Source organism: Caballeronia temeraria (assembly GCF_001544795.2).
GTDB classification, from domain to species: Bacteria; Pseudomonadota; Gammaproteobacteria; order Burkholderiales; family Burkholderiaceae; genus Caballeronia; species Caballeronia temeraria.
In genome coordinates this window covers 214,240-235,370 of the sequence record NZ_FCOI02000009.1, presented here as the reverse complement: position 1 = coordinate 235,370, position 21,131 = coordinate 214,240, and the positions used below count along the sequence as shown (strand labels likewise).

Annotated in this window: 27 protein-coding genes; all 27 read right to left on the bottom strand. The window is 62.2% G+C overall.

Annotated elements, in window-relative coordinates:
* Positions 1–552: 552 nt before the first annotated feature.
* The 27 genes from AWB76_RS16100 to AWB76_RS15975 all read right to left on the bottom strand — a co-directional run bounded on the left by AWB76_RS16100 (position 553) and on the right by AWB76_RS15975 (position 21,131).
* Positions 553–1,050: a DUF4279 domain-containing protein gene (locus AWB76_RS16100; RefSeq protein ID WP_244173379.1), complete on the bottom strand. Its 498-nt coding sequence runs from the start codon at positions 1,048–1,050 to the stop codon at positions 553–555.
* Positions 983–1,456 (bottom strand): hypothetical protein, encoded by a 474-nt coding sequence (locus AWB76_RS39215; RefSeq protein ID WP_157696150.1) that lies wholly within the window; start codon positions 1,454–1,456, stop codon positions 983–985. Before AWB76_RS39215 ends, AWB76_RS16100 begins: the two co-directional genes overlap by 68 nt.
* Positions 1,457–1,800: 344 nt before the next feature.
* Complete coding sequence (locus tag AWB76_RS16090) at positions 1,801–2,292, bottom strand: hypothetical protein (protein WP_244173378.1); 492 nt, start codon at positions 2,290–2,292, stop codon at positions 1,801–1,803.
* Positions 2,279–2,788, bottom strand: coding sequence for a hypothetical protein (locus tag AWB76_RS16085; RefSeq protein ID WP_061161112.1), 510 nt, complete (start codon positions 2,786–2,788; stop codon positions 2,279–2,281). Before AWB76_RS16085 ends, AWB76_RS16090 begins: the two co-directional genes overlap by 14 nt.
* Positions 2,781–3,065 (bottom strand): hypothetical protein, encoded by a 285-nt coding sequence (locus AWB76_RS16080; RefSeq protein ID WP_157696149.1) that lies wholly within the window; start codon positions 3,063–3,065, stop codon positions 2,781–2,783. Before AWB76_RS16080 ends, AWB76_RS16085 begins: the two co-directional genes overlap by 8 nt.
* Before the next feature lie 10 nt (positions 3,066–3,075).
* The gene (locus tag AWB76_RS16075) at positions 3,076–3,765 is read right to left on the bottom strand and encodes a hypothetical protein (RefSeq protein ID WP_061161110.1); all 690 of its coding nucleotides are present in this window, start codon (positions 3,763–3,765) and stop codon (positions 3,076–3,078) included.
* 189 nt (positions 3,766–3,954) lie between these two features.
* Entirely contained in the window at positions 3,955–4,791 is an 837-nt protein-coding gene (locus tag AWB76_RS16070) for a hypothetical protein (protein ID WP_157696148.1), read from the bottom strand.
* Positions 4,788–5,261, bottom strand: coding sequence for a hypothetical protein (locus AWB76_RS16065; RefSeq protein ID WP_167357763.1), 474 nt, complete (start codon positions 5,259–5,261; stop codon positions 4,788–4,790). The genes AWB76_RS16070 and AWB76_RS16065 overlap by 4 nt, the downstream gene beginning before the upstream one ends.
* A gap of 171 nt (positions 5,262–5,432) precedes the next feature.
* Positions 5,433–7,079: a hypothetical protein gene (locus AWB76_RS16060; protein WP_061161107.1), complete on the bottom strand. Its 1,647-nt coding sequence runs from the start codon at positions 7,077–7,079 to the stop codon at positions 5,433–5,435.
* Complete coding sequence (locus AWB76_RS16055) at positions 7,079–8,287, bottom strand: collagen-like domain-containing protein (RefSeq protein ID WP_157696146.1); 1,209 nt, start codon at positions 8,285–8,287, stop codon at positions 7,079–7,081. Before AWB76_RS16055 ends, AWB76_RS16060 begins: the two co-directional genes overlap by 1 nt.
* A gap of 2 nt (positions 8,288–8,289) precedes the next feature.
* Entirely contained in the window at positions 8,290–8,838 is a 549-nt protein-coding gene (locus tag AWB76_RS16050; RefSeq protein ID WP_061161105.1) for a hypothetical protein, read from the bottom strand.
* Between the two features lies 1 nt (position 8,839).
* Positions 8,840–9,460 carry a hypothetical protein gene (locus AWB76_RS16045; RefSeq protein ID WP_061161104.1) on the bottom strand — a complete coding sequence of 207 codons (621 nt, stop codon included), beginning with the start codon at positions 9,458–9,460 and terminating at the stop codon, positions 8,840–8,842.
* Positions 9,444–10,133: a phage adaptor protein gene (locus AWB76_RS16040; protein WP_061161103.1), complete on the bottom strand. Its 690-nt coding sequence runs from the start codon at positions 10,131–10,133 to the stop codon at positions 9,444–9,446. The genes AWB76_RS16045 and AWB76_RS16040 overlap by 17 nt, the downstream gene beginning before the upstream one ends.
* Positions 10,133–10,639 carry a hypothetical protein gene (locus AWB76_RS16035; RefSeq protein ID WP_157696145.1) on the bottom strand — a complete coding sequence of 169 codons (507 nt, stop codon included), beginning with the start codon at positions 10,637–10,639 and terminating at the stop codon, positions 10,133–10,135. The genes AWB76_RS16040 and AWB76_RS16035 overlap by 1 nt, the downstream gene beginning before the upstream one ends.
* A gap of 65 nt (positions 10,640–10,704) precedes the next feature.
* Complete coding sequence (locus tag AWB76_RS16030; RefSeq protein ID WP_061161101.1) at positions 10,705–11,235, bottom strand: hypothetical protein; 531 nt, start codon at positions 11,233–11,235, stop codon at positions 10,705–10,707.
* Between the two features lie 53 nt (positions 11,236–11,288).
* The gene (locus AWB76_RS16025) at positions 11,289–12,218 is read right to left on the bottom strand and encodes a hypothetical protein (protein ID WP_061161100.1); all 930 of its coding nucleotides are present in this window, start codon (positions 12,216–12,218) and stop codon (positions 11,289–11,291) included.
* Positions 12,219–12,228: 10 nt separating this feature from the next.
* Complete coding sequence (locus AWB76_RS16020; RefSeq protein ID WP_061161099.1) at positions 12,229–13,350, bottom strand: hypothetical protein; 1,122 nt, start codon at positions 13,348–13,350, stop codon at positions 12,229–12,231.
* A 130-nt stretch (positions 13,351–13,480) separates the two neighbouring features.
* Positions 13,481–13,693, bottom strand: coding sequence for a hypothetical protein (locus AWB76_RS16015; protein WP_061161098.1), 213 nt, complete (start codon positions 13,691–13,693; stop codon positions 13,481–13,483).
* Positions 13,690–13,836 (bottom strand): hypothetical protein, encoded by a 147-nt coding sequence (locus AWB76_RS40950; protein WP_157696144.1) that lies wholly within the window; start codon positions 13,834–13,836, stop codon positions 13,690–13,692. The genes AWB76_RS16015 and AWB76_RS40950 overlap by 4 nt, the downstream gene beginning before the upstream one ends.
* Positions 13,837–13,863: 27 nt before the next feature.
* Positions 13,864–14,445 (bottom strand): hypothetical protein, encoded by a 582-nt coding sequence (locus tag AWB76_RS16010; protein WP_061161097.1) that lies wholly within the window; start codon positions 14,443–14,445, stop codon positions 13,864–13,866.
* A gap of 61 nt (positions 14,446–14,506) precedes the next feature.
* Positions 14,507–15,019 (bottom strand): hypothetical protein, encoded by a 513-nt coding sequence (locus AWB76_RS16005; protein WP_157696143.1) that lies wholly within the window; start codon positions 15,017–15,019, stop codon positions 14,507–14,509.
* Between the two features lie 11 nt (positions 15,020–15,030).
* Complete coding sequence (locus tag AWB76_RS16000) at positions 15,031–16,194, bottom strand: hypothetical protein (protein WP_061161095.1); 1,164 nt, start codon at positions 16,192–16,194, stop codon at positions 15,031–15,033.
* The gene (locus AWB76_RS15995; protein ID WP_167357762.1) at positions 16,191–16,514 is read right to left on the bottom strand and encodes a hypothetical protein; all 324 of its coding nucleotides are present in this window, start codon (positions 16,512–16,514) and stop codon (positions 16,191–16,193) included. Before AWB76_RS15995 ends, AWB76_RS16000 begins: the two co-directional genes overlap by 4 nt.
* A gap of 94 nt (positions 16,515–16,608) precedes the next feature.
* Positions 16,609–16,890, bottom strand: coding sequence for a hypothetical protein (locus AWB76_RS15990; protein WP_157696142.1), 282 nt, complete (start codon positions 16,888–16,890; stop codon positions 16,609–16,611).
* An 8-nt stretch (positions 16,891–16,898) separates the two neighbouring features.
* Entirely contained in the window at positions 16,899–18,935 is a 2,037-nt protein-coding gene (locus AWB76_RS15985; RefSeq protein WP_157696141.1) for a portal protein, read from the bottom strand.
* Positions 18,932–20,386, bottom strand: coding sequence for a phage terminase large subunit (terL, locus tag AWB76_RS15980; protein WP_167357761.1), 1,455 nt, complete (start codon positions 20,384–20,386; stop codon positions 18,932–18,934). The genes AWB76_RS15985 and terL overlap by 4 nt, the downstream gene beginning before the upstream one ends.
* Positions 20,376–21,131 carry a terminase small subunit gene (locus AWB76_RS15975; protein ID WP_061161090.1) on the bottom strand — a complete coding sequence of 252 codons (756 nt, stop codon included), beginning with the start codon at positions 21,129–21,131 and terminating at the stop codon, positions 20,376–20,378. The genes terL and AWB76_RS15975 overlap by 11 nt, the downstream gene beginning before the upstream one ends.

The following is a 21,131-nucleotide window of genomic DNA, read 5'->3' as shown; positions in this document are numbered from 1 at the left end:
CGGTCCTGCGTCGGTTGTCTGCGGCTGCATCGCCGCGGGCGACATGTTGTACACCTGCTCTGGCGACGAAGCAGACGGGTCGAGCACGTCAGTCGAGTCGTAATCGAAATCGAGATTGTCAGGCATGTTTGACGATGTTCTTCGTGTAGTCGTTCGCACTGCCAAGTCCACCGAGCGGTCTAACGCCTTGCCCCAACGTCATTCGTGCGATTTCCCAAATAAAAAAAGCCGCCCGAAGGCGGCTTGATGATGGTGGCTATGGGTTAAGTGTTACGACTGGCGGCGGAAGTGCGCGGCAGGACAACCGAGACGGCTCACGCAAGCCAGGTAAAGGCCGCTAAAGAGGCAAGTTTCAGCTCGTAAACCGAACGCGGGCCGTGAGTGCGATTACACTCACGGCCCGCTGGTCAATATCAATGCGCTCAGGCGTTGACTATGGGTGATGCCAATTCAAGGAGGTCCGAGGTTCGCGCTCGGGTACGCGCAGGAGTCGAAGGGTCCCGCTCGAGAAAGAGACGCGGCAACACAAGAAGCTGCCGCGCGAGAAGAGGCTTATTGATACTCGTCAATCTCGATGGTTCCGCCAATGGCGTCCATCATGGCGCGAATCTCGTCTGGCACGTCCGGCACACGGTCGCCAGTATCGTTGATCCAGAAGCACCAAAGGGCCACTTCCGCGCCCTGCGCCTGTAACCGTTCGCGCAGATCGACGCGTGGCAAGGCCAGCGTCTCTGTCAGGCATGCAAGATGGGGCGCAAGTTGATCGCTGCGAATGGCCGTCTTGCTTCCGAACGCCCAGTAGCCGGTCGTTGCCGGCCGGGTGCTGATCTTGCCGGACGGATACCGGTAGCACTGCCCTTTCGTTCGAACGCTACTCGGCGTCACCCCAAAATATCGCGTCCAGTATTCAGGTTCGACTGAATCACCGGAAATAACGAGGGTCGCGTGCGCGCGTGCATGCGGCTCCTTACCGGTGCGTGCTTCAGGGCGCATAGTCATGGATGTTGTCATCGAGAATTCGTTTGTTAAATTCCACACTTCCATCGTCATGGAAGATCACGTTGTCATCCCCGCGGAGTCCGTTTTCGGGCTTGAATCGATGAAGCATGTCGCTGAAGGTGTGTTGGTCGTAGCCAAGCATCTTCGCGGCGTACCGCGGTTTGTTAGTACTGGCCGCGAGTTCAGTAGCGTCGCCGCTCAGGTCATCCGGATGATACTCGAACGGCTGTGCGTCAGCGAGCGACGATTGCGCGAGATACGGCGCGACCGTCGCTTGATCGCCGTCCGATGATTGCGAGCGATTCGCGGAGCCGCTCGATCCATCGTTGAAGTGATCGGCCAGGTTGTAAGCCGACCACGGAGGCGCTTCCGGTCCTGCGTCGGTTGTCTGCGGCTGCATCGCCGCGGGCGACATGTTGTACACCTGCCCCGGTTGCAAAGCAGACGTGTCGAGCACGTCATTCGAGTCGTAATCGAAATCGAGATTGTCAGACATTCTTGACGATGTTCTTCCTGTAGTCGTTCGCACTGCCAAGTCCACCGAGCGGTCTAACGCCTTGCCCCAACGTCATTCGTGCGATCTCCCAAATAAAAAAAGCCGCCCGAAGGCGGCTTGATGATGTTTGCTATGCGTTGAGTGTTACGACCGGCGGCGGAAGTGCGCGGCACGACAACCGAGACGGCTCACGCAAGCCTCATAGACGTTGGCTATTGCTTTGCGGCGCACCGCCCGTCGGAAATCGCGGATTACGTCACAAGCGAGCCTTTTCATTATCTCGATGCAAGGATGCTATTCCGGCGTTAAGACAAGGACCAAGGGTCAATTTTTCCACCTTCGATGACGAAATGCTTCGCGTCACTGCGCAGTTCGAAGAGCCGCCAATCTTCCTCATCCGGCACAGTATCCGAAACGACTTCCAGACAAAAGCCGTTTGACATGGCCAGTTGCAGCCCGCCTGATTTCGTTGCCGATATGCCTTTCACAATCACTGCTCCCTCCTTCACCAACAGTGTGTCAAGCCAACTCGAACCGAAATGCGCGGCGTCATCAGAGCCAGCAAGCACAGCCTGAGTTGCCACTACGACTCCGGCCCGCGTAAGCCGCCAGGAACATTGAACATGCAATGCCCATGTGCCGCCTTCCAGGACGGTGCCTCTAGGCGTTACGTACTGCCTTTGTGGGCCAAAATGCATAGTAAGCATATCTGCCGCATGGCTGACCGCGCTGACATCGAGTCCGATAAGTACTGAAAGGCGTCGCGTAATCTCGCTTTTCGTATCAGTCACCTGCATCTCCAAACATATCCTTCGCGCACTCCATGATCTCGTGATACCCCATACGCTGCTTACTGATCTCCAGGTGTAGCTGTTGCGCTTGATCTTTGTTGAGTTTCAATGCCGTAACCACGGCTCTGCACTGCTTATTCTGTGCTTGATTATTACCGGGTGTTCCTTCGCCGCCAGCCAGGACATCAACGTTCCCGCTCAGGTCATCCGGATGATACTCGAACGGCTGTGCGTCAGCGAGCGACGATTGCGCGAGATACGGCGCGACCGTCGCTTGATCGCCGTCCGATGATTGAGAGCGATTCGCGGAGCCGCTCGATCCATCGTTAAAATAATCGGCCGCATTGTACGCCGCCGACGGAGGCGCTTCCGGTCCTGCGTCGGTTGTCTGCGGCTGTATCGCCGCGGGCGACACGTTGTACAACTGCTCTGGCGACGAAGCAGACGTGTCGAGCACGTCAGTCGAGTCGTAATCGAAATCGAAATCGAGATTGTCAGGCATGTTTGACGATGTTCTTAACGTAGTTTTCGAGCCAATGCGCGAAGGCACGCTTCGCGTCAGAGGCGTGCTGTTGCTGCGCATCGTGGGCGTCGGGCGCCTGCTGCTGTCGCTGCATGGACTTCGAGAGCGCGCCGGGTTGCACGCCATAGCGTGAAGCGATCACGTCGTCGATATCGGAATCGTCGCCGTTGCCCATGCCATACGCCGCGCGCACACTCTGCCCGGGCTGTCCTGCTGGCGGTTGGCGATGCTGGTCGTCACGGGGATCGCTGGTCATGCCGAACTCGCTAAGCCAGACCAAGGCGCTTCAACGTCGCAAGATCGTCGGCGCTGTATGCGCGCGGCCCAGGCCTGCGCAAGGGTTGCGGTGCGTCGGCGTCAGCCTGGCTTTGCTGCATCGAGTCAGCGGAATTCGCAGGAAAAACATCTCCTTCATCGTCGACATTGACGGCCACGTCGTAGCCGTGCAGCCCATGTCCGTGGGTCTGCGTCGACAGTTCGATATCGCCGCCAGGCGCTGCGCCGCGATGCGTCACGCGCGGCTGCGTCTGTCTCAAATAGTCCTGCCGCATCATTTGCAGGTACGGATTCGCCGTGACCTGCTCGGGCGGCAGCATCGACAATTGATGCACCACGAACTTCGCGACATCGACGAGATTCGTCATGCCCAGATCGGAAGCCCTAGCGAGCGCCTGCGCAAGGAACCGGTCAGCCAGTAGCTTCTGCAGATTGATGCGGCCGATCAACGCATCGGCAGCGAACGAATTCGCCTTCGCATCGACGAGATCGCCGTGTGCGGCCCGCCCCGCGTCGTGGTTGATCGATTTGTTTAGAGCGTTCACATCCGACGGGAGCTTCTGCTCCGGCATGCCGTACGCGCTGAGATAGTTGTCCTGCATCGGATTCTGCGCGTGCAGACGGGACGGCAGCGCGTCGTCGACGTCAGCCGCGAGATTCGCAATTCGGTAGTAGCCCATGATTGTTCCAACGTTTTAGCCGTGGCCGGGTCCGCCCGACCTCATCATTCCGGAGTCGCCGGGCCAGACGCCGGACGACGAAAAGGTAACGAGGCCGGCGGCCGTCGGTATGCTGTCGCTGCTCGCGCCGCCCGCGTTCGCGCTGCTGCGCGTGCCCGGCGACGATCCGGCTGAAAGTGTTGCGAAGGTCTACTTGCGCATGCCCAATACGCCGCCGATCGACGAAAGGACCGCGCTATTGAAATTATTCCGGGCGGCGATTTCAATCTCGCCGCCGCGATCGAAAGTCTGTGCGGCATTGCCGAAGATGCTGGTTGCGTCGGCTTTGATTCCGCGCCCAAGATTGAGGATTGCCATCTTGCGGTCGAAGTACTTGAACTGGCGGTTGAACTGGCGGTCTTCGAGATAGCGCCGTGCGCGCTCCTTGCCCTCGCCAACGGCGCGCGCCTGCTCGATCGCAAGCGTGCGGTCCGCGGCGAAGTACGCGCCGATGCAGTAGCGATTGCGCCGACGGTCAAGCTGCTGCCGCACATTGCCGAACTGCACGCGAATGTCGACCGCCGCGCGATTCGCCTCGTCTTCAATCGGCTCGGTGTATTCGGGGCGCGCGCACTCTTCGTCGACCGTGGCGTTCTCGCACGGAGCGAAGTGCTCGCTGTAACGCGCGTACTCCTGCTCGGCGATGAGCTGCTGACGATTGGCAATGTCGTACTGCTTTTCAGCCTGATCCTGGGCAGCCTTAAGCGCGTTGTCAGCGAGAAGCGTTTGCGCGATGGCGTAACCGGTTTGGGCGCCCAACCAGGTAGCCCACCCTTCCTTCTGCTGGGTAGCCGAAGCCTCGGCGAGATACTTCTGCTGCTCGCGCCACTTGTCGTCGTTGAAAACGGCCTGCCGTGCCCAAACGTCGGCGTTCGCCTGCTGATTTTCCCAGACCTGATTAACACCATAGAGAACGCCGGACCCAAGCGGCTGCTCCATCTGCTGCCAGTTTGTGATTGCAACCGCATCAGCACCGCCACCCATCATTCACTCCGTTTCAGTGTGATGATCTTGCCGGTCGTCTTCCAGCCGTCGCGCACTGCCGCGCCAGCGAGACGTTCGGCATTCTCGCCGTTGGTCAGGTAGCCGCGCACTTCGTACGCGCCCATATCGAAACACCAGTTGGCAAATGCCTTTCCGAGATCGCGGACAGCATGTGTATCGCGATGCTCGGGCTTCACGTACGCAAGGATGTCCTGGACGAACGTTCTTTCTTCGAAAACGAAGGGCGAGAGCACGCCGCCAATGAATCCGGCAGTGATGCCGTTGACCTCGACGACGGCGAAGTAGATGTCCTTTCGTGCGCCCGTCACGGCTGCGGTGATTGCCTGAACGGCCTTCACCGCATCAGGTTGCGCATCGGGGTCGGCTTCGCGCGCGGCCGCCGACAGCATGTTGATCGTGTCGTGAATGTGTCGATAACTCACATCCTGCTGCTGAAAGATCCGCGTGCTCATGAGGTCCATAAATGAAAAAACCCGCCGAAGCGGGTTTGGGAATTTGCGGGCGCAACTTGGCCCTCACGCCGGATTATCGCGTATTCGCATCGCATTCGAAACCTTCGCATACCTTGTCGACGAGTCGATCGCGCGTCCCTGCATCTCCCCCGAGCACACGGCCTCGATGCGTCACGTCGCCAAGTCAGCGACACTCGTCCCGAATTTGATCTCGCGCACTGTCTCGACGCCTTCGACCTCCAACGCAAAATCCAGCCTGCGTTGTTGCGATGGCAGCCGAACCGGATTCGAATGCTTCAGCTCGCGTCCGTAAACGACGCGCCCGTCCGTGATGAATCGGAGCTGCACGCCGAACGGAGCCATGCGCGGCCACGGGTAATCCGCAAATGTGCACTTCGCCGCCGCAAAGTTCATCTGCCCCGGCGCTGCCAGCGTAAAGCTGCGCCAGCGATACGGGATGAACTCCGCGCCGGCATCCCATTCGTGGATGATGTTGCCGAACGCCAGATACAGCTTGCCGTCGCGCCCGGTGTGCAGCGCATTCGGCGTGAGCGTGAGCGGCATGAGATCGTTGTTCTGCGCTCCGTCGTTCTCGGTGCCGTCGCGCAGATCGAACAGGAAACCGCTCTTGCAGGTAAATGCCGCGTACTGCCCCTCGATGATCGCGCCGACCATCGTGTGCGGCAGCAGCGCTTGCCAGTCGTCGCTCGCATACCAGGGGCCGGTAATCTGGTTGATGCTCTGCCCGGACAGAAGAACGAGACCGGTCAGCGATGCGTACACCACGCCGCCCGGCGTTTGCACCGCGCTCTTGCGTGAGACGATCGGCGCCGGCTTCGGAAAGCGAAAGACCTTGCGGCAGCACTGACCGTCCGCGCAGTCTTCGGCGATCGCGTACGGATGACCGTCGGTCATTGCGTACAGTACGCCGCCCTGCCACTTCAACGCCTTCACGTGGTCGTCGAGCGCGAGAACGTAGTCGATGGGCCACGCCTGCGGCTGATACGGCTCGCAGAACCAGACTTCGTTGCCGCGCGACGCGGCCAGCACGCCGTCCGGCAACTGCGTGATGTTCTCGAGGTCGTAGGGCGGCGGCGTGCACTGCTCGGACAGCATCGGCTCGCCGAGTGTGTCGCTCGTGGCGGCGTCGACGTACTGTTGGGCCGTCGGCGGCAGATCGGCGACGAACAGGTACGCCGTCGTTGTGGGCGCGGCCGCCTGCGTGCCGTCGTTGAAACCCTCCGCGAGTCGATACAGACGAATGCCCGCGATGTCCCATCCCGCCGGCGGCGCAGGAATGTAGACCTGCACGCGCCCGCCTTCTGCGCAGTCGAGGAGCTCATCGCTCGGATAACTCGGCGCGCCTTCCTCGCCGAACGAATTCAGGTAGCAGTAGACGTACGCGCGGCTGCTGGTCGTGAACTCGGGCTTCGCTGTATCGAGCGCGATCGCCGTGGGTGCGTCGGCCGGCACGGGCAGCCCGACGCGCTTCCAGTCCATCGCGCAGCCGTCGTCCGGCATCTCGGCGACGATCGGATACGCCGCGGCGCCTGTGACGTAGACGCGCTCGCACGTCGGCAGCCACTCGGCCACCTCGACACACGGATCGTCCCACGCGAGCCAGCAGCAGCCAAAGCGATGCATCGTTCGCACGCATCCGACGTCGGCCGTCTCGCGCGGCGCCGGGCGACGGAACGGTTCGAGGCGGCCGTGCCACAGCTTCACGTTCTCGGCCGATGCCGCCATGTTCTCGCGCAGCAGCGTCGCGTCGTAGCGCGGCAGCACGCCACCGAAACGATTGAAACGCTGCACCGCCATCAGATCGACACCGTTCCGCAGCCCACGTACAGGCCGCCGGACTTGATGAACAACGCTGTAGGCGCAGCGCCGGTGCTATACGGCTGAGCGTAGCGGCCGCCGGTCGGGATGGTGCCGCCCGTACTCACCTGCACGCCCGTCGCAGACTCAACCGAGAAGGAAAGACCAACCGGACCGATGATGTAGATCACGCCACCGCTCTGCACGAGCGACCAGTTCGCCTGCTTGCCGTCGGCGCCCGCCGGGCCTGCCGGACCAACCGCGCCATCGGCGCCCGCCGGGCCCTGCGCACCGGTCTTCCCGATGAGCGACACGCCGGCGCCCCAGCCGCTCGACGTCTTCGGACCATAGATCGTCGACGCGAGCGTGTCGATGTAGAACTCGCCGTTGTTGCCCACGCTCCCTGCCGGAGCGCCAGCACCGTTGAGAACCGAGAGTCCTTGCGGACCCGCTACTCCTTGTGTGCCTCCCGCGCCGGCCGGGCCCTGCGGACCTTGCGGACCAGCGACGCCCTGCTTTCCCTGCACGCCTTGCGGGCCGGGTTGACCTTGCGGACCCTGTGGCCCGGGCGGTCCTTGCGTGCCGCTGCCGCCACCGCTCCCGCCGTCGCAGCAACCGCCGCCGGTGTACACGATATTCGTGCCCGAAGCGATCGCCGTGATGTAGCCATCGCGGATGGTCACGTTTGCGTTGACGTACTCGCCGTCGCCGAGTTGAGTCTTGAGCGGCGTGGCGCTGATGCAGCCACCGCTGTCCTGCGCGAACTCTACGTTACCCGCGCGCCACGACGTTCCGCTGCACGCCGGGCGGTCGATCGTCACGCTGCATTCGCTCTTCGTGACCGTGACGCGATTCGAACCGGCGAGCACCTCGCACACGGCCGGTTCGGCGCCGCCGCAGCCTTGCTGCACGAAGTCTGCGACGCACTGCTGCGTCCAGACGAACGACACGCATGAACCGAGCGGCGCCGTGATCGCGCACGTGCTCTCGTCACTGCGCTCGATCATGACAGCGCTGTCGATGATACCCGTGACCTTGACGATCTCGTGAGCGCGCGAGCCCATCACCCACAATCGCGTGTAATCGCCGGTCTGCGTCAGCGCGGCCGCGATCTTCGCGATGTCGGCGGCAAAGAGCGGCAGCGTTACATCATCGGGTTGAAGTTTGCATTTCAGGCTGGCCTGGAAGCCCACCATCGGTCGAAACATAATCAGCAGCCTCTCGGCACGTCGTAGGTTGGAACGTAGATAACAGGTGTCGGCGCACAGCACGATGCCGCATGCGACGCGCACCACGGTTGTGTCGGATCGACCGGCCCGCAGCCGCGATCGAAGGCGATGTCCTCCGCGCCCGTCACGGCGCAGTCGTCCTGAATCTGCATGAGCAGTTCGCCGCACGGCGCACAGCCGACGGTGAACGCGGCGCGATACAGTCCGGCCGGCAGAGAGCGCACGCGCGCGTCCCAGGCGAAGACGTAACGCCCATCGTCGTCCTGCTCGATTGCGCACTGGCGCAGCACGTGTTCGGGCACACGGCAACCGCAGGAGCGGCGCACGGGACGCACGCCATGTACGCCGGTCGCGAGCAGCATGTGCGCCCCGTAATCGGTTCGGCACGCGTCGCACCGCTCGACGGCCCCCGCGCGACACAGCGTGATCGACACATTTTCCAGCGGCGCATCGCACGCGCATGCCGCGGAGATCGCGAACGCCGTCTGCGCAACCGAGCGGTCGAGGCGAATGAGGGAGGGTCGGCGCATGTCAGATGAAGGAAGGAGCAACGGCGAACGGCGTCGCTGACGTGTCGCTCTTCAGCGCCCGCACGCGGGCACGCGCGATCTTCTCGTAGAAGCTCCTTGCGCGTGTTGTCGCGAGCATCGGCTGCGTGAATTCGTAGCCGGGCAATTGGTAGATCCGTGCGAGCGCGCCGTCTTCGATCGCGTCCTGCCAGTCGGAATGCAGAATCGCGTCGACCTCGCACGCCGTCTGCGCGGGCTTCGCACAGAAGCGAACTTCGACCGCGCGCGGCTGGTCGCCGTGCGGCGGTGTCGGAAGATGCAGCAAACCGTCGCGCACCGTGAAGCGCGAGCCGCAATGGCACAGGTCGATCGTGTCGCGCGTGCCGCGATACGTCGTCAGCCCAACGCGCACCGCGTTGATGCGCGCGATCTCTTCGCAATCGTCCGGCCAGACGGGGTAGTCCGTAACACCGCACTGCATGTCGATAAAGGCGCGGCGGCGCAGGATGTTACTGCGCTGCGCGAACTCGATGCACGCCTGCCGGATGTACGCGAGCGCCATTGATTCGGGCAGACCGCGCGCACCCGCCATCACGAAGGGCAGGAACACATCGAGCGATACGCGATCAACGAGTCCGGACATTCATGCCTCCGTTGCGGTCATATCGATCGTCGACTTGTTGCGATGCGGCGACCAACGTGTTGAAAGCACCGAAATGCTCCTGTGCGTGACTCGCCGCGCTCGCGCTTTCCGTGTCCTTCGAGAAGGCCCGGTAGAGCATCCATTCGATCACCGCGTTGTGGTAACGCTCAGGCAATGGCAGCGGATCGTCGGCCTGCGCCCGCGCAAGCGCGGCGGCGTAGGTCACCATGATCTTGACCGGCTTGCCCGCGGGCACCGGCGGATCGACGAAAAAGCTCCGCGAAGAAGTCGGGTCGAACGAAAACGAGCGCACGGTATAAGCGCCGCTGCGACACGCCGCGCACGCGAGGTCGTCGAAGTATGACGCGGCGATACGCGTTGCGCCGTAGTCGGTCGCCGACGGCATGCCGACGACGCCGCCGTATTGGTCGAGCGTACCGTCGACACGGTAGAAGTGTGTCGCGTCATTGGGCAACGTCTGCCGCGCGCCGGGTTGAAGCGTCAGTTCCTGCGATGACGCGAAGTCGTCCGGGCGCAGCGAGGCGACTTGCGCCGCGCCGTCGTTCGCATACTCGATCAGCTCGGCTTCGGTCCAGCGAATGAACTCGTACCCGGACTCGGCATCGTTCAGCAGCGCCGCGACTTCCAGCGCAAGATCGCCGACGGTCGCCATCAGCTCGTCTTACGCACGCGCTTCGAGCCGGTGCTGGCCGACGTATTCGCCGCCGCGTCGTTGCTCGTCGCTTCGTCCTGTTTCTCGCTGGCGTTCGCGTCGGGCTCAACGGTCGAAGCGGCCTGCGAAGTCTGGATGCTCAACATCTCGATCTGCGCGGCCAAGGCGCGACTGCGCTCCTGCTCTTCCGCGAGCTGCTGCTCGAGTTCGACAGCGCGCGCGCCTGCGTCGGCGTGATCGGCCGGCAGCGTGAAGGCCACGCCCGCGCGGAGGGGCGCCGTGTTGGCGCCCTTATCCTCGCCGAGGCCCGAAAGCACCTTCTGGTGTCCGCCGAAGCCAGCGTCGGTGATGATGCTTCCGGTCTGCTGCTGGGGGTTGCCCGTCGGCGTGAACGTCTTCGTCTCGGTGTCGTACTGACCTGGCACGAGGCCGGGTTGCGCGAGCATCGCCGGATGCGGAGGATAGATGGTCCCGTGACCGTCGCGATAAGCGAATGTTTTCGCCATATTCTTCTCCTGAAGGAAGAAGGCCGCGCACTTGGCGCGGCCCAAAGGTTGCGGCGTAGCGTCGATCAGTTACCGCGCTGCGGCACGAACAGAATCGGCGTCACCCAGAAGCGCAGATCGTTCGGCACGGTCGTCGGCCAGTTGGTCAGTTCGACGTCGATAATCTCGTTGTCCTTGAGCCAGACCGGCGTCTTGAGCATTGCGCCGTTCGAGTTGATCGACGAGGCATTGACGTTTTCCAGCAATTGGCCGCCGAAGTGCGTCTTGATATTGAATGCGACGCCGTCGGCCGGATTCTCGACGCCCCACGCGTAGCCGATCAGCAGCGAGCCCGCACCGATCGCACACGCGCCGATGATGTCGCCCGTTTTCAGCGGCGTGCCGTTCGACACCTGACGATTCAGATATTGCTGAAGCCCGGCTTGCCGGCGCCCGTCCTTCTGGCTGAAGTCGAAAAGACGCGTGTTCGAGAAAGCGACCGGCGCCTTGTGCGCCGCCTGCGTCAGATGATCGCCGACCGTTAGCGTCGCGGCCGGATACATCTCCTGAGCCGGATTGCGCACGGCGTTGCCGCCGTGATAAAGCGGGTGGTACATGAGGTAACTCCTGTGCGTTATAGGCATGCGCGACCAATGCCGCGCATCGTCGATCAGAACGTGGCGTAGAGCGCGGCGAGCGCGTCAGGCAAGAAGGGTTTCGAGCCATACACCCAGAGTCCGCGGTAGTACTTACCGAACGAGTTCTCCATGTTGATGATCTCGTGGTCTTCGAGCTGTTGAGCGAAGCCGGTCGCCTTGCGATTGCCCGCAACGATCCAGTACGCCTGCTTGCCCGTCGCCACGTCGAGCACCTTCGGCACCATGTCCGTGAAGTACACGTTGAAGCCCATGATGACGAGCGGGAACTTGCCGTTGAGCAGCGGCGACTGAGCTTGTCCCGTGAGGTACGCGGCCTTCAGGTCGGACGCCATCAGCGCATTGCGCGCGATGTTCGGCAGTACGACGAACATCGCGCCGTCTTCCCAGCGGCACGATTCACGCAGCACGACATCGAGGCGCGTGAGCACTTCGATGATGTTCAGCGCGCTGATCGGCACCGGATTGCCGATTTCGCCGAGATCCTGCGACTGCGATTCCTTGCCGGCGTCCATGCCCTTGTTCGTCGGCGCCGTTTCGATCGCCATGCGCATCAGGACTTCAGGGTCGATGAGGCGCTTCATGTTGTAGCTGGCGCGCTTCAGGAACGCGTTCGTCCAGTCATCGATGAAGCAAACCTGCTTTTCGTCGACGCGGTCCAGTTTCACGCAGTAATACTTCGCGCGGTCCACGACCATCGTCACGGACTCGCTTTCCAGTTCCTGCGGCTTGACGACGCCGTTCTTCTGGTAGTCGTGAATCTCGACGTCGGGTTCGATGAAGTACGTGATCTGATCACCGCACTTGCTCAGGTCGCCCGTATAGTCCGTGTCGGTGATATCACCGGAAACGAAGTCGCAGTAGCCGCGCGCGATCAGGCGATCGCCGAACTGCGGGGTAATCAGGGCGTCCGCGTACTGACTGTATCCAGCGGAACTCTTCATGTTTCAACTCCTAATTTTTAGCAACGAGGCCCGCCCGTTTGGCCTCAAGAAAATCGTTTTCGAACTGCATGAACTCCTGCTTCGTCAACCGCCCGGCTCGCATTTGCGCGGCCTTGTTGCGGTAGTCGGAATCCTTGAAGCGCGGCCTGGGCGTGCCGCTGCCATTCGCGGCAGTTCGGTTGGGTGTTGCGAATTGCGCGAGCCCGGAACGCTGCGCCTGGTTGAGCGCCTGCATACCGCGGACTGCGCCGTTCGTGCCGGTTGCGTTCTGAACGTCATCCGCGAAGTGGCTGTGCGCTTCGCGGAAACCATGAAAGATCGACGTGATGCGATTGAGGTCGCGCGCGGTATGCGCGTCGAGCAAGGCCCGTCCAATCTTCATTCCCGCGAACGGGATATCGCGCTCGAGGTATTCCTGCCATTCGGGCGCCGCGGTGATCGCGTCCATGTTGCCGACTGCCGCACCGACGCGGTCGACGAAGCGCTGTTCTTCCGATCGCCCCAGCCGCTCGCCGAGCGTACCGCTGCTTCGCTCGATCTCTGCAAGCTTGGCGAGCAGCGGCGCCTGTGCCCGCGCGATCAGCTTGTCGGCGACCGGTGCGAACTCGCCGTACATGGCGAGTTCGTCGTCCGTAAGCTCGGGAAGCTTCGGCACCTGCGGCTCGTTGATCGCTGCCGCGCGCGCCGACGCGCCGTTCGGAGCGTCGCCCGAGCGCAGCTCTGCGAGCTCGCGCCGCGCCTCCATGAGCATGTCGGTAATCGCGCCCGTGCCGCGTGCGTGTTCGGTCAACTCGTTGATGCGATCCTCGAGACGCTTGATCTGGGCTTTGTATCGCCCTTCCATGCGTCGATAGTTCGCATCGCCGGAACCCGCTTCGGCCGGGACATCCCTTGCGTCTGCGCTGCGGCCCGGCGGCAGATCGTCGTCAGGTTTGATCGTCGTCACGTGTGTCAACGTCACGCCCGTCGTGTCGAACGGTTGCGCGTCGCCGGTGCTTGCATCTGGCGTATCGATAAGCATTGCGCCCGTGCCGGAAGTGGCGTCATCGCCAGCCGGATCGGTCGTGAGGATCGGTGCGCCGTCGGTGTCGCTGAATTTTCCGCGCAGATGGCGCGGCAGTCGTGTTGCCATGATTTACTCCGTGAGCCGCGCAAAGCGGAAGTCACAAATGAAAAACGCCCGCGAGCGAGCAGCGAAATCGCGGGCAACAAAAAAGCCGACGAGCATTTCTGCTGGTCGGCGCGTTCGAATGTCGTTGAAGTCAGTCTTTCGGCTTCAGCGTTGAAATCAGATCGGCAAGGCAGCGGGCTTCGCCCTGGAGGCGGCGGATCTGGATGTCGTCATCCATGCGCGCGCACTCTGCGAGCACGTCGACGCGCACTTCGTGCAACCACTCCAGAAACGATCGATACGCATCGCCGTTGCGCTGGAGGCTGTCGATTGCTGCGCGCTGCCGATCTGTGGGACGCTTCACTTCAGCCCGCCGCCGCAGTTGCACGATCGCGTGACGGGGCGCTTTACCGAGACCTGCTTTGCACGCGCCTTGACGATCGGCGTTTTGATTTTCACGACCTTTTCGAGGACGCGCGGCTTGGGTGTGGATGGGGATTTGCTCATTAACCTCTCCTCGATGCTTGCTCGAAGTCAGCCAATCAATTCGAAACTCAAACGGCAGTACGGATCATTTGGCGACAGGTTGTTCGATAGATATATGGAGAACTTTCGATTCGGACTCAGGCCAACAAGCCCGGTAAAGCCGAACGTACATTGTCCCGCCGCCAGCGTAGTCGCGCAGCCGGTATAAAACGGGAAGGGGTACGCAGGATCGCTGATCTCATTTCTCGCGCTATTGATATACGCCGACGCCGAACCTCCGGGATTGACCGATCCGACGATCATGCCGGTCATCCGATACATGCCCTCGACAGGCACGATCACCGCCCCCGTGGTCGCATCGATCGTCACTGCTTGACTTCCGTAATTGCCCAGCCCGTACTCGCCGTTCCAGACGTTGAACGTAGAGTTGAACGCCTGCATCTCGCCCGGACGAAGCGCAATCGAAAAGGCCACCAGAATCTTCGGCGTTGATTGCGGTACATACAGACCGTCATCGTGCCGTGCTAACGTATTGCCCGCATCCTGGGAGATTGGGATTGCGCTCGCCGGCAGCGTGTCGTCATTCGAGAGCGGGGTATGCTTGCCGTCGTTTAGGACGATCGGGCTCATAGCTGACATAGATCACCTACCTCAGCGCGGCTTGGGAGTGGATTTCGAGTTGTTCATGGCATCAGGCGATCAATTCGAAGTTCAAATGGCTGTCACCAGACAGTTGGAAATTGTGCGCCAGATAGAGCGAAAATTTATTCCCTGTACCCACCCCGACGACCCCCGCGAACGGCAAAATGCATAAACCAGCAGAAACGGCCGTTCTGCATCCGAAGTAGTACGGATGCGGGTACGCAGGGTCCCCGCATATGTCCTTAGGCTGATTCAAATAGCCCGAAATGGTACCGTTCGCAGCGGCCGTCCCGGACATCATTCCGGTCACCCGATACATCCCGCCGACTGGAACGACAATTGCGCCGGTCGATGCATCGATCGTCGCACTCTTGTCGCCCCAATTCCCGAGTCCCCACTGGCCATTCCAGACGTCGTAGCCGGAATTGAATACCTCCATTTCGCCCGATCGCAGGGTTATCGAAAAGCGCACGGAGGGTTGCCCATTTGAAGGCAAAGTGTCGCCATCTGCGAGTGGCACGTGCTTGCCGTTGTCGAGCACGATCGGAGTTTTCGTGGTCATGATGCTTATCCTCAGTTCCAGTACGGCACGCGCTTGCCATTGATCGACATCCAGCCATCGGGCTTGCCCAGCAAGGCATCGCGAGCGCCGTAGATTGCCGTCGGCAGTTCGTCGCCGGAACTCGTGTTCGGCGCCGATGCTGCGCCCGGCGATAAGGCCAGGCCATCCGACGCGATCGTGATGCCGCCACCGGCCTTCACGCGAACCGACAACGGCGCGCCTGCAGTCCCATCGCCATTGATGCTCTGCGAGCTTGCGACCACCGGAACCAGATCGCTGAGATTCACGGTGAACGTCTCGCCACCTTGCACCGCGAGCGTCAGGGTGTGCGTCGCAGGATCGTATTGAACGAGGTCGAGAAACTTATCGACCGTGACGCCGCCGACCGCCTGGCTGATCTTGTCGTCGACTTCCTGGCACGTCGGCAATGCGTTGCCCGCGACGTGTTTCGATCCGTCGCAGCGCTTCAGGACGCCAGCGATCTCATCGTCCGTTCGCTGCCATTGCTTCGTGGCGTCATCGATGCAGCACGCGAGCGCGCCGCACAGCGCATTTGCCAACGTCGCCTGAGCATTCGCGTCCCTCGAGATCGCGCCCGCGACGTCGCCCGCGTTCACGGCCGGAAACAGCGATTTGATCGACTGTTCCAGCAGCGTCTTGGCGTTCGCGTCGCCGAGGATGCGCGAGATCGCGCTGAGCCCGATGATCTGCGGATTCGGATACGTGCCAGTCAGATCGCCGCCGGCAGGACCGGACGGCGGCAGTGTCGTCGGCGATTCGCCGCAGCAGCCACCCATGTTCATTGCTCCAAGAAGATATTCGTGCGTCGTCGACGCTTTGATCGCGGTCACATACGCGACGCCGACTGCGCCATTCAAAATAAGGCGATAGCGCCCCGGAATCGCGATGACCGTCAGGTTGCACTTGCGCGTCAACCTGACCTGACAACCGTTCATCATGTAGGGCGTTGTGTACTTGCCCTCGCCCGGTCCATCGACCATCTCGACCGCGACGCTTTCGCCCGCACCCAGGCCGTGCGCGCGGATGATGTAGGGCTCGTCGTCGACCTGAATCGTGGGCGAAACCTCGCTCACGGATTGCGCGCCGAACAACTCCTGCACATCCATGAACGCCGTGCGCTTCGTGCGGCTTGCGCCGCCGCCGTTCAGGCTCATGTGCTGCTCCCGCACTTCAGGTAGGCGCCCAGGAACTCATGCGACATCGGTGCCTGCGACGCGCGCACCGTTACCAGTCCGAGCGCCGGTGAGCCGCCGTCCGTTCGCTGAAGCACGAAGCGATACCGCCCCGGCAAGCCGATCGGCAAGACATTGCGCTTCATCGTCAGGGTCGACTGCCCGTCGAACGGGCAGAACGGAGAAAACATCGAACCGGCGCCGTCGCCATCGATCATTTCGACGAGAACGACATCTTCGGCCTGCAGGTTAAACGCACGTACGACGATCGGCACTGCGCCCACTTCGACATTGCGCGACACGTTCGATTCGCTGAACGGCCCGAAGAGCAGCCACTGATCGCTATCGGCCGCTGCGCGCAGTCCGTTGTGACCGGCTATCGTTTGGATCGCCATGTCACACCCGGCCCGGCTGAAGTTCGTTCGCGATCGCCGTGTTCAGGCGTCGCTGAAGCGCCCACTGCGCGTCGTCCTTCTGCGGCACGAGAATGATCGGGTTGTGCCAGTACAGCGACCGGCGGCCGTGCTGCCCGACGCCGCGCTCGTCGTACGTGAACGAGCGCACGCCGAAGGCCACGTTCGCCCGGCCGTCCGGCAAAAGGTTCTTCACGACACCGTCGCCGAAGAAAAGGTCGTAGACCCGATCACCCGCTTCCACGGGGTAGCCATCCAGTCTCATCGTGATCCTCAAAAAGAAGCGGCCCCTGGTGGGGCCGGTATTTGACTTTGCTGCTGCACCTGCAGGACTGACGCTTGTCGCCCGTCGAGCGCCGGCGGGGGCGTACCGGGGACAGGACCAGGTTGCGGTGCTGCGTTGACCGCGGTCTGGGCGCCCATCGCCGCCGCGATCTCTGAATCGATTCCACTGTTCGGGAACCAGTGCGAGACATCGAAGCCCTGACCCGACAGCCACTGCCGCAGAATGTCCTGCACAGCCTGCGGCGGAATCGCGCCGCCTTGCACATACGGCGTAATCGTCCGAAGCGTCTCGATGCTGCGCGCCTGTCCCTGCTCTCGCTGCAAGATGCCTTCGGCGCCGTTCGCCACGACCTTCGCATCGGCCTTCAGCGACATGTCCGGATCGAACAGCATGTTGAACGTCCACATCTGCGTGATGAGCGGCTCGATTCCGTCGCGGTCGATATTCATGATCGCCGACTTGATGCCCTTCAGTGCGCCGCCGTAAAGCAGCGAAAGGCCGCCCATCGTCGCGCCTGCGCCGCCCACCTGCGGATTGCCGTACGTGTACGCAGGGATTCCGCTGTAGTCGTCCGAAAGTTGCAGGAAGCGATTGAAGATGCTCATCAGGTCGCCCGCAATGCTCGGCGCGACCACGTACCGCACGGCACTGCTGCCGCCCGGCGCGCTGCTCGGCTTCACGAAATAGACCTTCCACGGCACGATCTTCTCGGGATCGTCCTCGGAGTCATCCATGCGATCGATGTCGACTTCGACCATCGGGCCACTCGCGTACGCCATGTTTCGCAACAGCGACCTTGCCGCACCGTTCGCCGAGCGCTGAATGTCGCGAATCATCTGCGGCACGCCTTCGCCCCAGAACTGACCCGGCAACCGATTGAAGCTCGTCTTGTGGTACGGCCGCCGGCCGAGCGGATCGGGATTCAGCAGCGCGCGGATCGCGTAGTCGCCGACGAGCCACACATTCGCTTCGTACTGCGCCTCGGGATCGTCGACTCTGACGCCCCACTCCATCAGCTTGCTGCCCTGCACGCGCCCCCAGAAATCGAGCACGTCGATCGTCTCGCTGTCGCCCCAGAGCGCGCCGTCTTTCTTCTCGTCGCGAGCGACTGCGGCATCGCTCGACAACCAGTCACGGAAACCGAATTCGAACTCCGCGATACACAGACGAATCGTGGCTTCATCGAAGTGCGGCAGGCCGATGCACTCGTACAGTTTCGCTTTCGTCATCCGCATGCGCTCGATCACCGAGTTCGCGTCCTGCGGATTCGTCGCTTCAGCGGACGGATAGAAGTCGATCGGTGCGACACGCTCGACTGCGAGCGCCGCCTCGCTGTCCGGAATCAGCTCGTTGCCGATCCAGCGCAGCGCGCGCCGCGTGCGCACGACCGGCCCCTTGATGATGCCCGCCGGGTACGTCACGATGTCCGATTGCCACTGCTCGAACACCGCCTTCCAGTTCGCTTCCGTGAGCTGGTCGTTGATCTTGTCGCTCATGCGGCTGCACGCGTCCGCCGCGAGCTGCTGCATCGCGTCGAGTGCGGATTTCTTCAACTCCCTCGCGCGTGCGGAATCAAGCGACGGACTCGCATAACCGCGCGCCACGATCTCCGCCCTCACGAGCTGTTCGACCTGCGAAATCAGGTCGGCCGACAACTCGGGAATCGGCGTAGCCGAAATGGTCCACGGTTGAGCTTCGACATTGACCAGCACGTCCTTCAGCCACGACTCCGCGGCGCGGCACTTCAGCCCCGTCACGTTGATGAAGACGTCGACGTTGCCCATCTTCGCTTTGTCGTCGGGATCGTATTCGCCATTGCGCTGCCGGGTGCATTGCAGAATGACTTCCTCGATGCCGGACGACTGGCGGTGCCGCTGATTCGCGTCGAAGCATTCACGCACGTATGCGGCCAGATCCGCGATCGGCGCACTCGCCTGTTCCTCGACAACGTCAGGAAAGCGCGCGCCGGGTGGCGGCAGCTCCCTGCCGGGCTTCGCCTTCATCCCGATCAGGGAGACGCTCATACGATAAATCCCTCGCTTTTGCTTTTGCTTCTGCTTCGTTGCGGCGCGCCCATCGGCCAGCGCGCGTCGATATCTTTAATGCCGGACAGGCAGTCGAGAAAGTCGTCGTGCCTGCCGGCTGGAAATGCGGCGTATTCCTCGTCGATGAACTGAGCGATCAGATCGCGCGGCTGTTCGTCGCTTCCTGTCTTCCACATCGTTCGAGGGAACCACCACTTCTCCGCCTCGAAATTCGGCGCAAGGCGCTTGATGCGGTCCTCTTTCGAGCCGCTTTCGGCAAGCGCTACGACGCCGAACCGATAGTTCTCTCGGCCCTGGACCTCGCTCAGGTATTCGATGTCCTGCTCGTGGCCGGTCCGCTTGTAGCCGGTCAGCGCAGGCGTCCACTTGCGATGCATGTCGATCACGGTCTCCCCGCGCTGCTTCAGCGTGAGGCGGTCGTAGATCGCATCGATCAGATAGTAATTGCCATCGACATGCAGACCCACGACGATGATCGCCGTGTAGTCGCTCGTCTTCTTCTGCGTGCGCGCCGGATCGATCAACAGATATCTGTTCATCATCCAGACTGCACGCATCAAGTCCTTCTGCTCGTAGAACTTGAGCCAGTCTTTTCGGAACACGCCGCCGCCTTTCGGCGCCGGCCGCTGCTGATAAAGCGCCACCCACTCGCGGCTGCCCACCGTGATGCGCTTCTGATCAAGCGCTTTCGCGCTGAAGCGCTCGGGCACGAGCGGCTCGCCGGGTCTGCGTCCCATCGCGTCATCTTCCTCGGCGATCGCAGGCAGGTTGATGACGGTCCAGTCTTCGTGTGCGTGCTCGCGCAGCAGCCAGCCCGCGAGATCGTCCTCATGCCAGCGCGTGTGCATGACGATGAGGATCGAGTCCTCGGCGAGTCGCGTGGACACGACCGAGCGATACCAGTCCTTTACGTGCTCGCGGAACGTGCCGGATTCGGCTTCAGCGCGGCTCTTGAACGGATCGTCGATCAACATGCAGCGAGCCGGAAAACCGGTGCCCCCGCCTCGAATCGTCACACCAAGATAGTGGCCGCTCGCGGTCGTCTTGAAGTCGCGCTTCGCGCTGTTGCTCGGGTCGATCTGCGATTCCGGAAAGATCGCCCGATGCATCGGAGACGCGACCATCCCGCGCACGGCGCCGCCGTTCAGTTCGACCAGATCATCGCCGTAGCTCGCCGCGATGATCGGCCAGTCCGGATGACGTCCCATAATCCACGCGGGCAGCTTGCGGCTGACGATCTCGCTCTTGCCGTGCTGCGGCGGTGCGAACACCATGATTCGCCCACGTCCCTCGGTGACCGCTTTCTCCAGCGCCGCCGCCAGGAAGCGGTGAAACCTGTTCGCGCGGTATCGCGCGTCGACCATGAGGCTGTAGACGATCAGGCTGTCGCGCGCCGCGACCAGCATCGTGCTCGTCTCTTCACTCGTCATCGAATGCATACCCTGCGCCGCGCAACATTTCCTTCGCGACACGCTCTTTCATGTCCGCGGTGACATGCTCCGACACGTCGACAATGCCGACCGCGCCCCGGTGCTCGTGCACCTCCTTGAACATGCCGAGGTGCTGCCCGACCTTGTTCAGCGTATCGACGCGTGAATGCATCTTCACTTCGATGCTGTTTTTCATGACCTTCACGCCGGCGTACAGCGTGCGCGCCGGACCGGTCAGTAGGCGCGTGTCCGGAATGAAGATGTCGGAGACGCCCTCGCCGAAGCACTCCGGGCAATCCGGATTGGGCGCTTTCAGCTTGTGATAACCGATGCCACCCATCTCGTCGAAGGCGGTCACGGGTGCATCGTCTTGTGCTTCGCGCTGCTCGGCTTCCCACAACGCGACGTCGCGTTCGCGCTCGCCTGCGGTGCGTTGATATCGATGACCATCGCCGTAGCAGTAGCGGCAGCACAGCCGCCGGTGCTGAATCAGATCGTTCGCATCGGCGCGCGCGATGTCCCACAGCAAGTCGACGACCTGCTCCTGCCGAACCTCGACGCGTTCACGCAGATCGGCCTCGCGTTGCTCAACGAGTGCCTGAATCTCCGGATCACGCAGCAGCCGGCATGCTGCGACTTCCGCCGAATTTCCTTTCGCCGTGTAGCCCGCCGCCTGGTACGCGCGCGAGGCGTTGCGGTCGACCATGAACTCGTCGACGAACCGGAGTTGTTTGGCCGTCGCCAT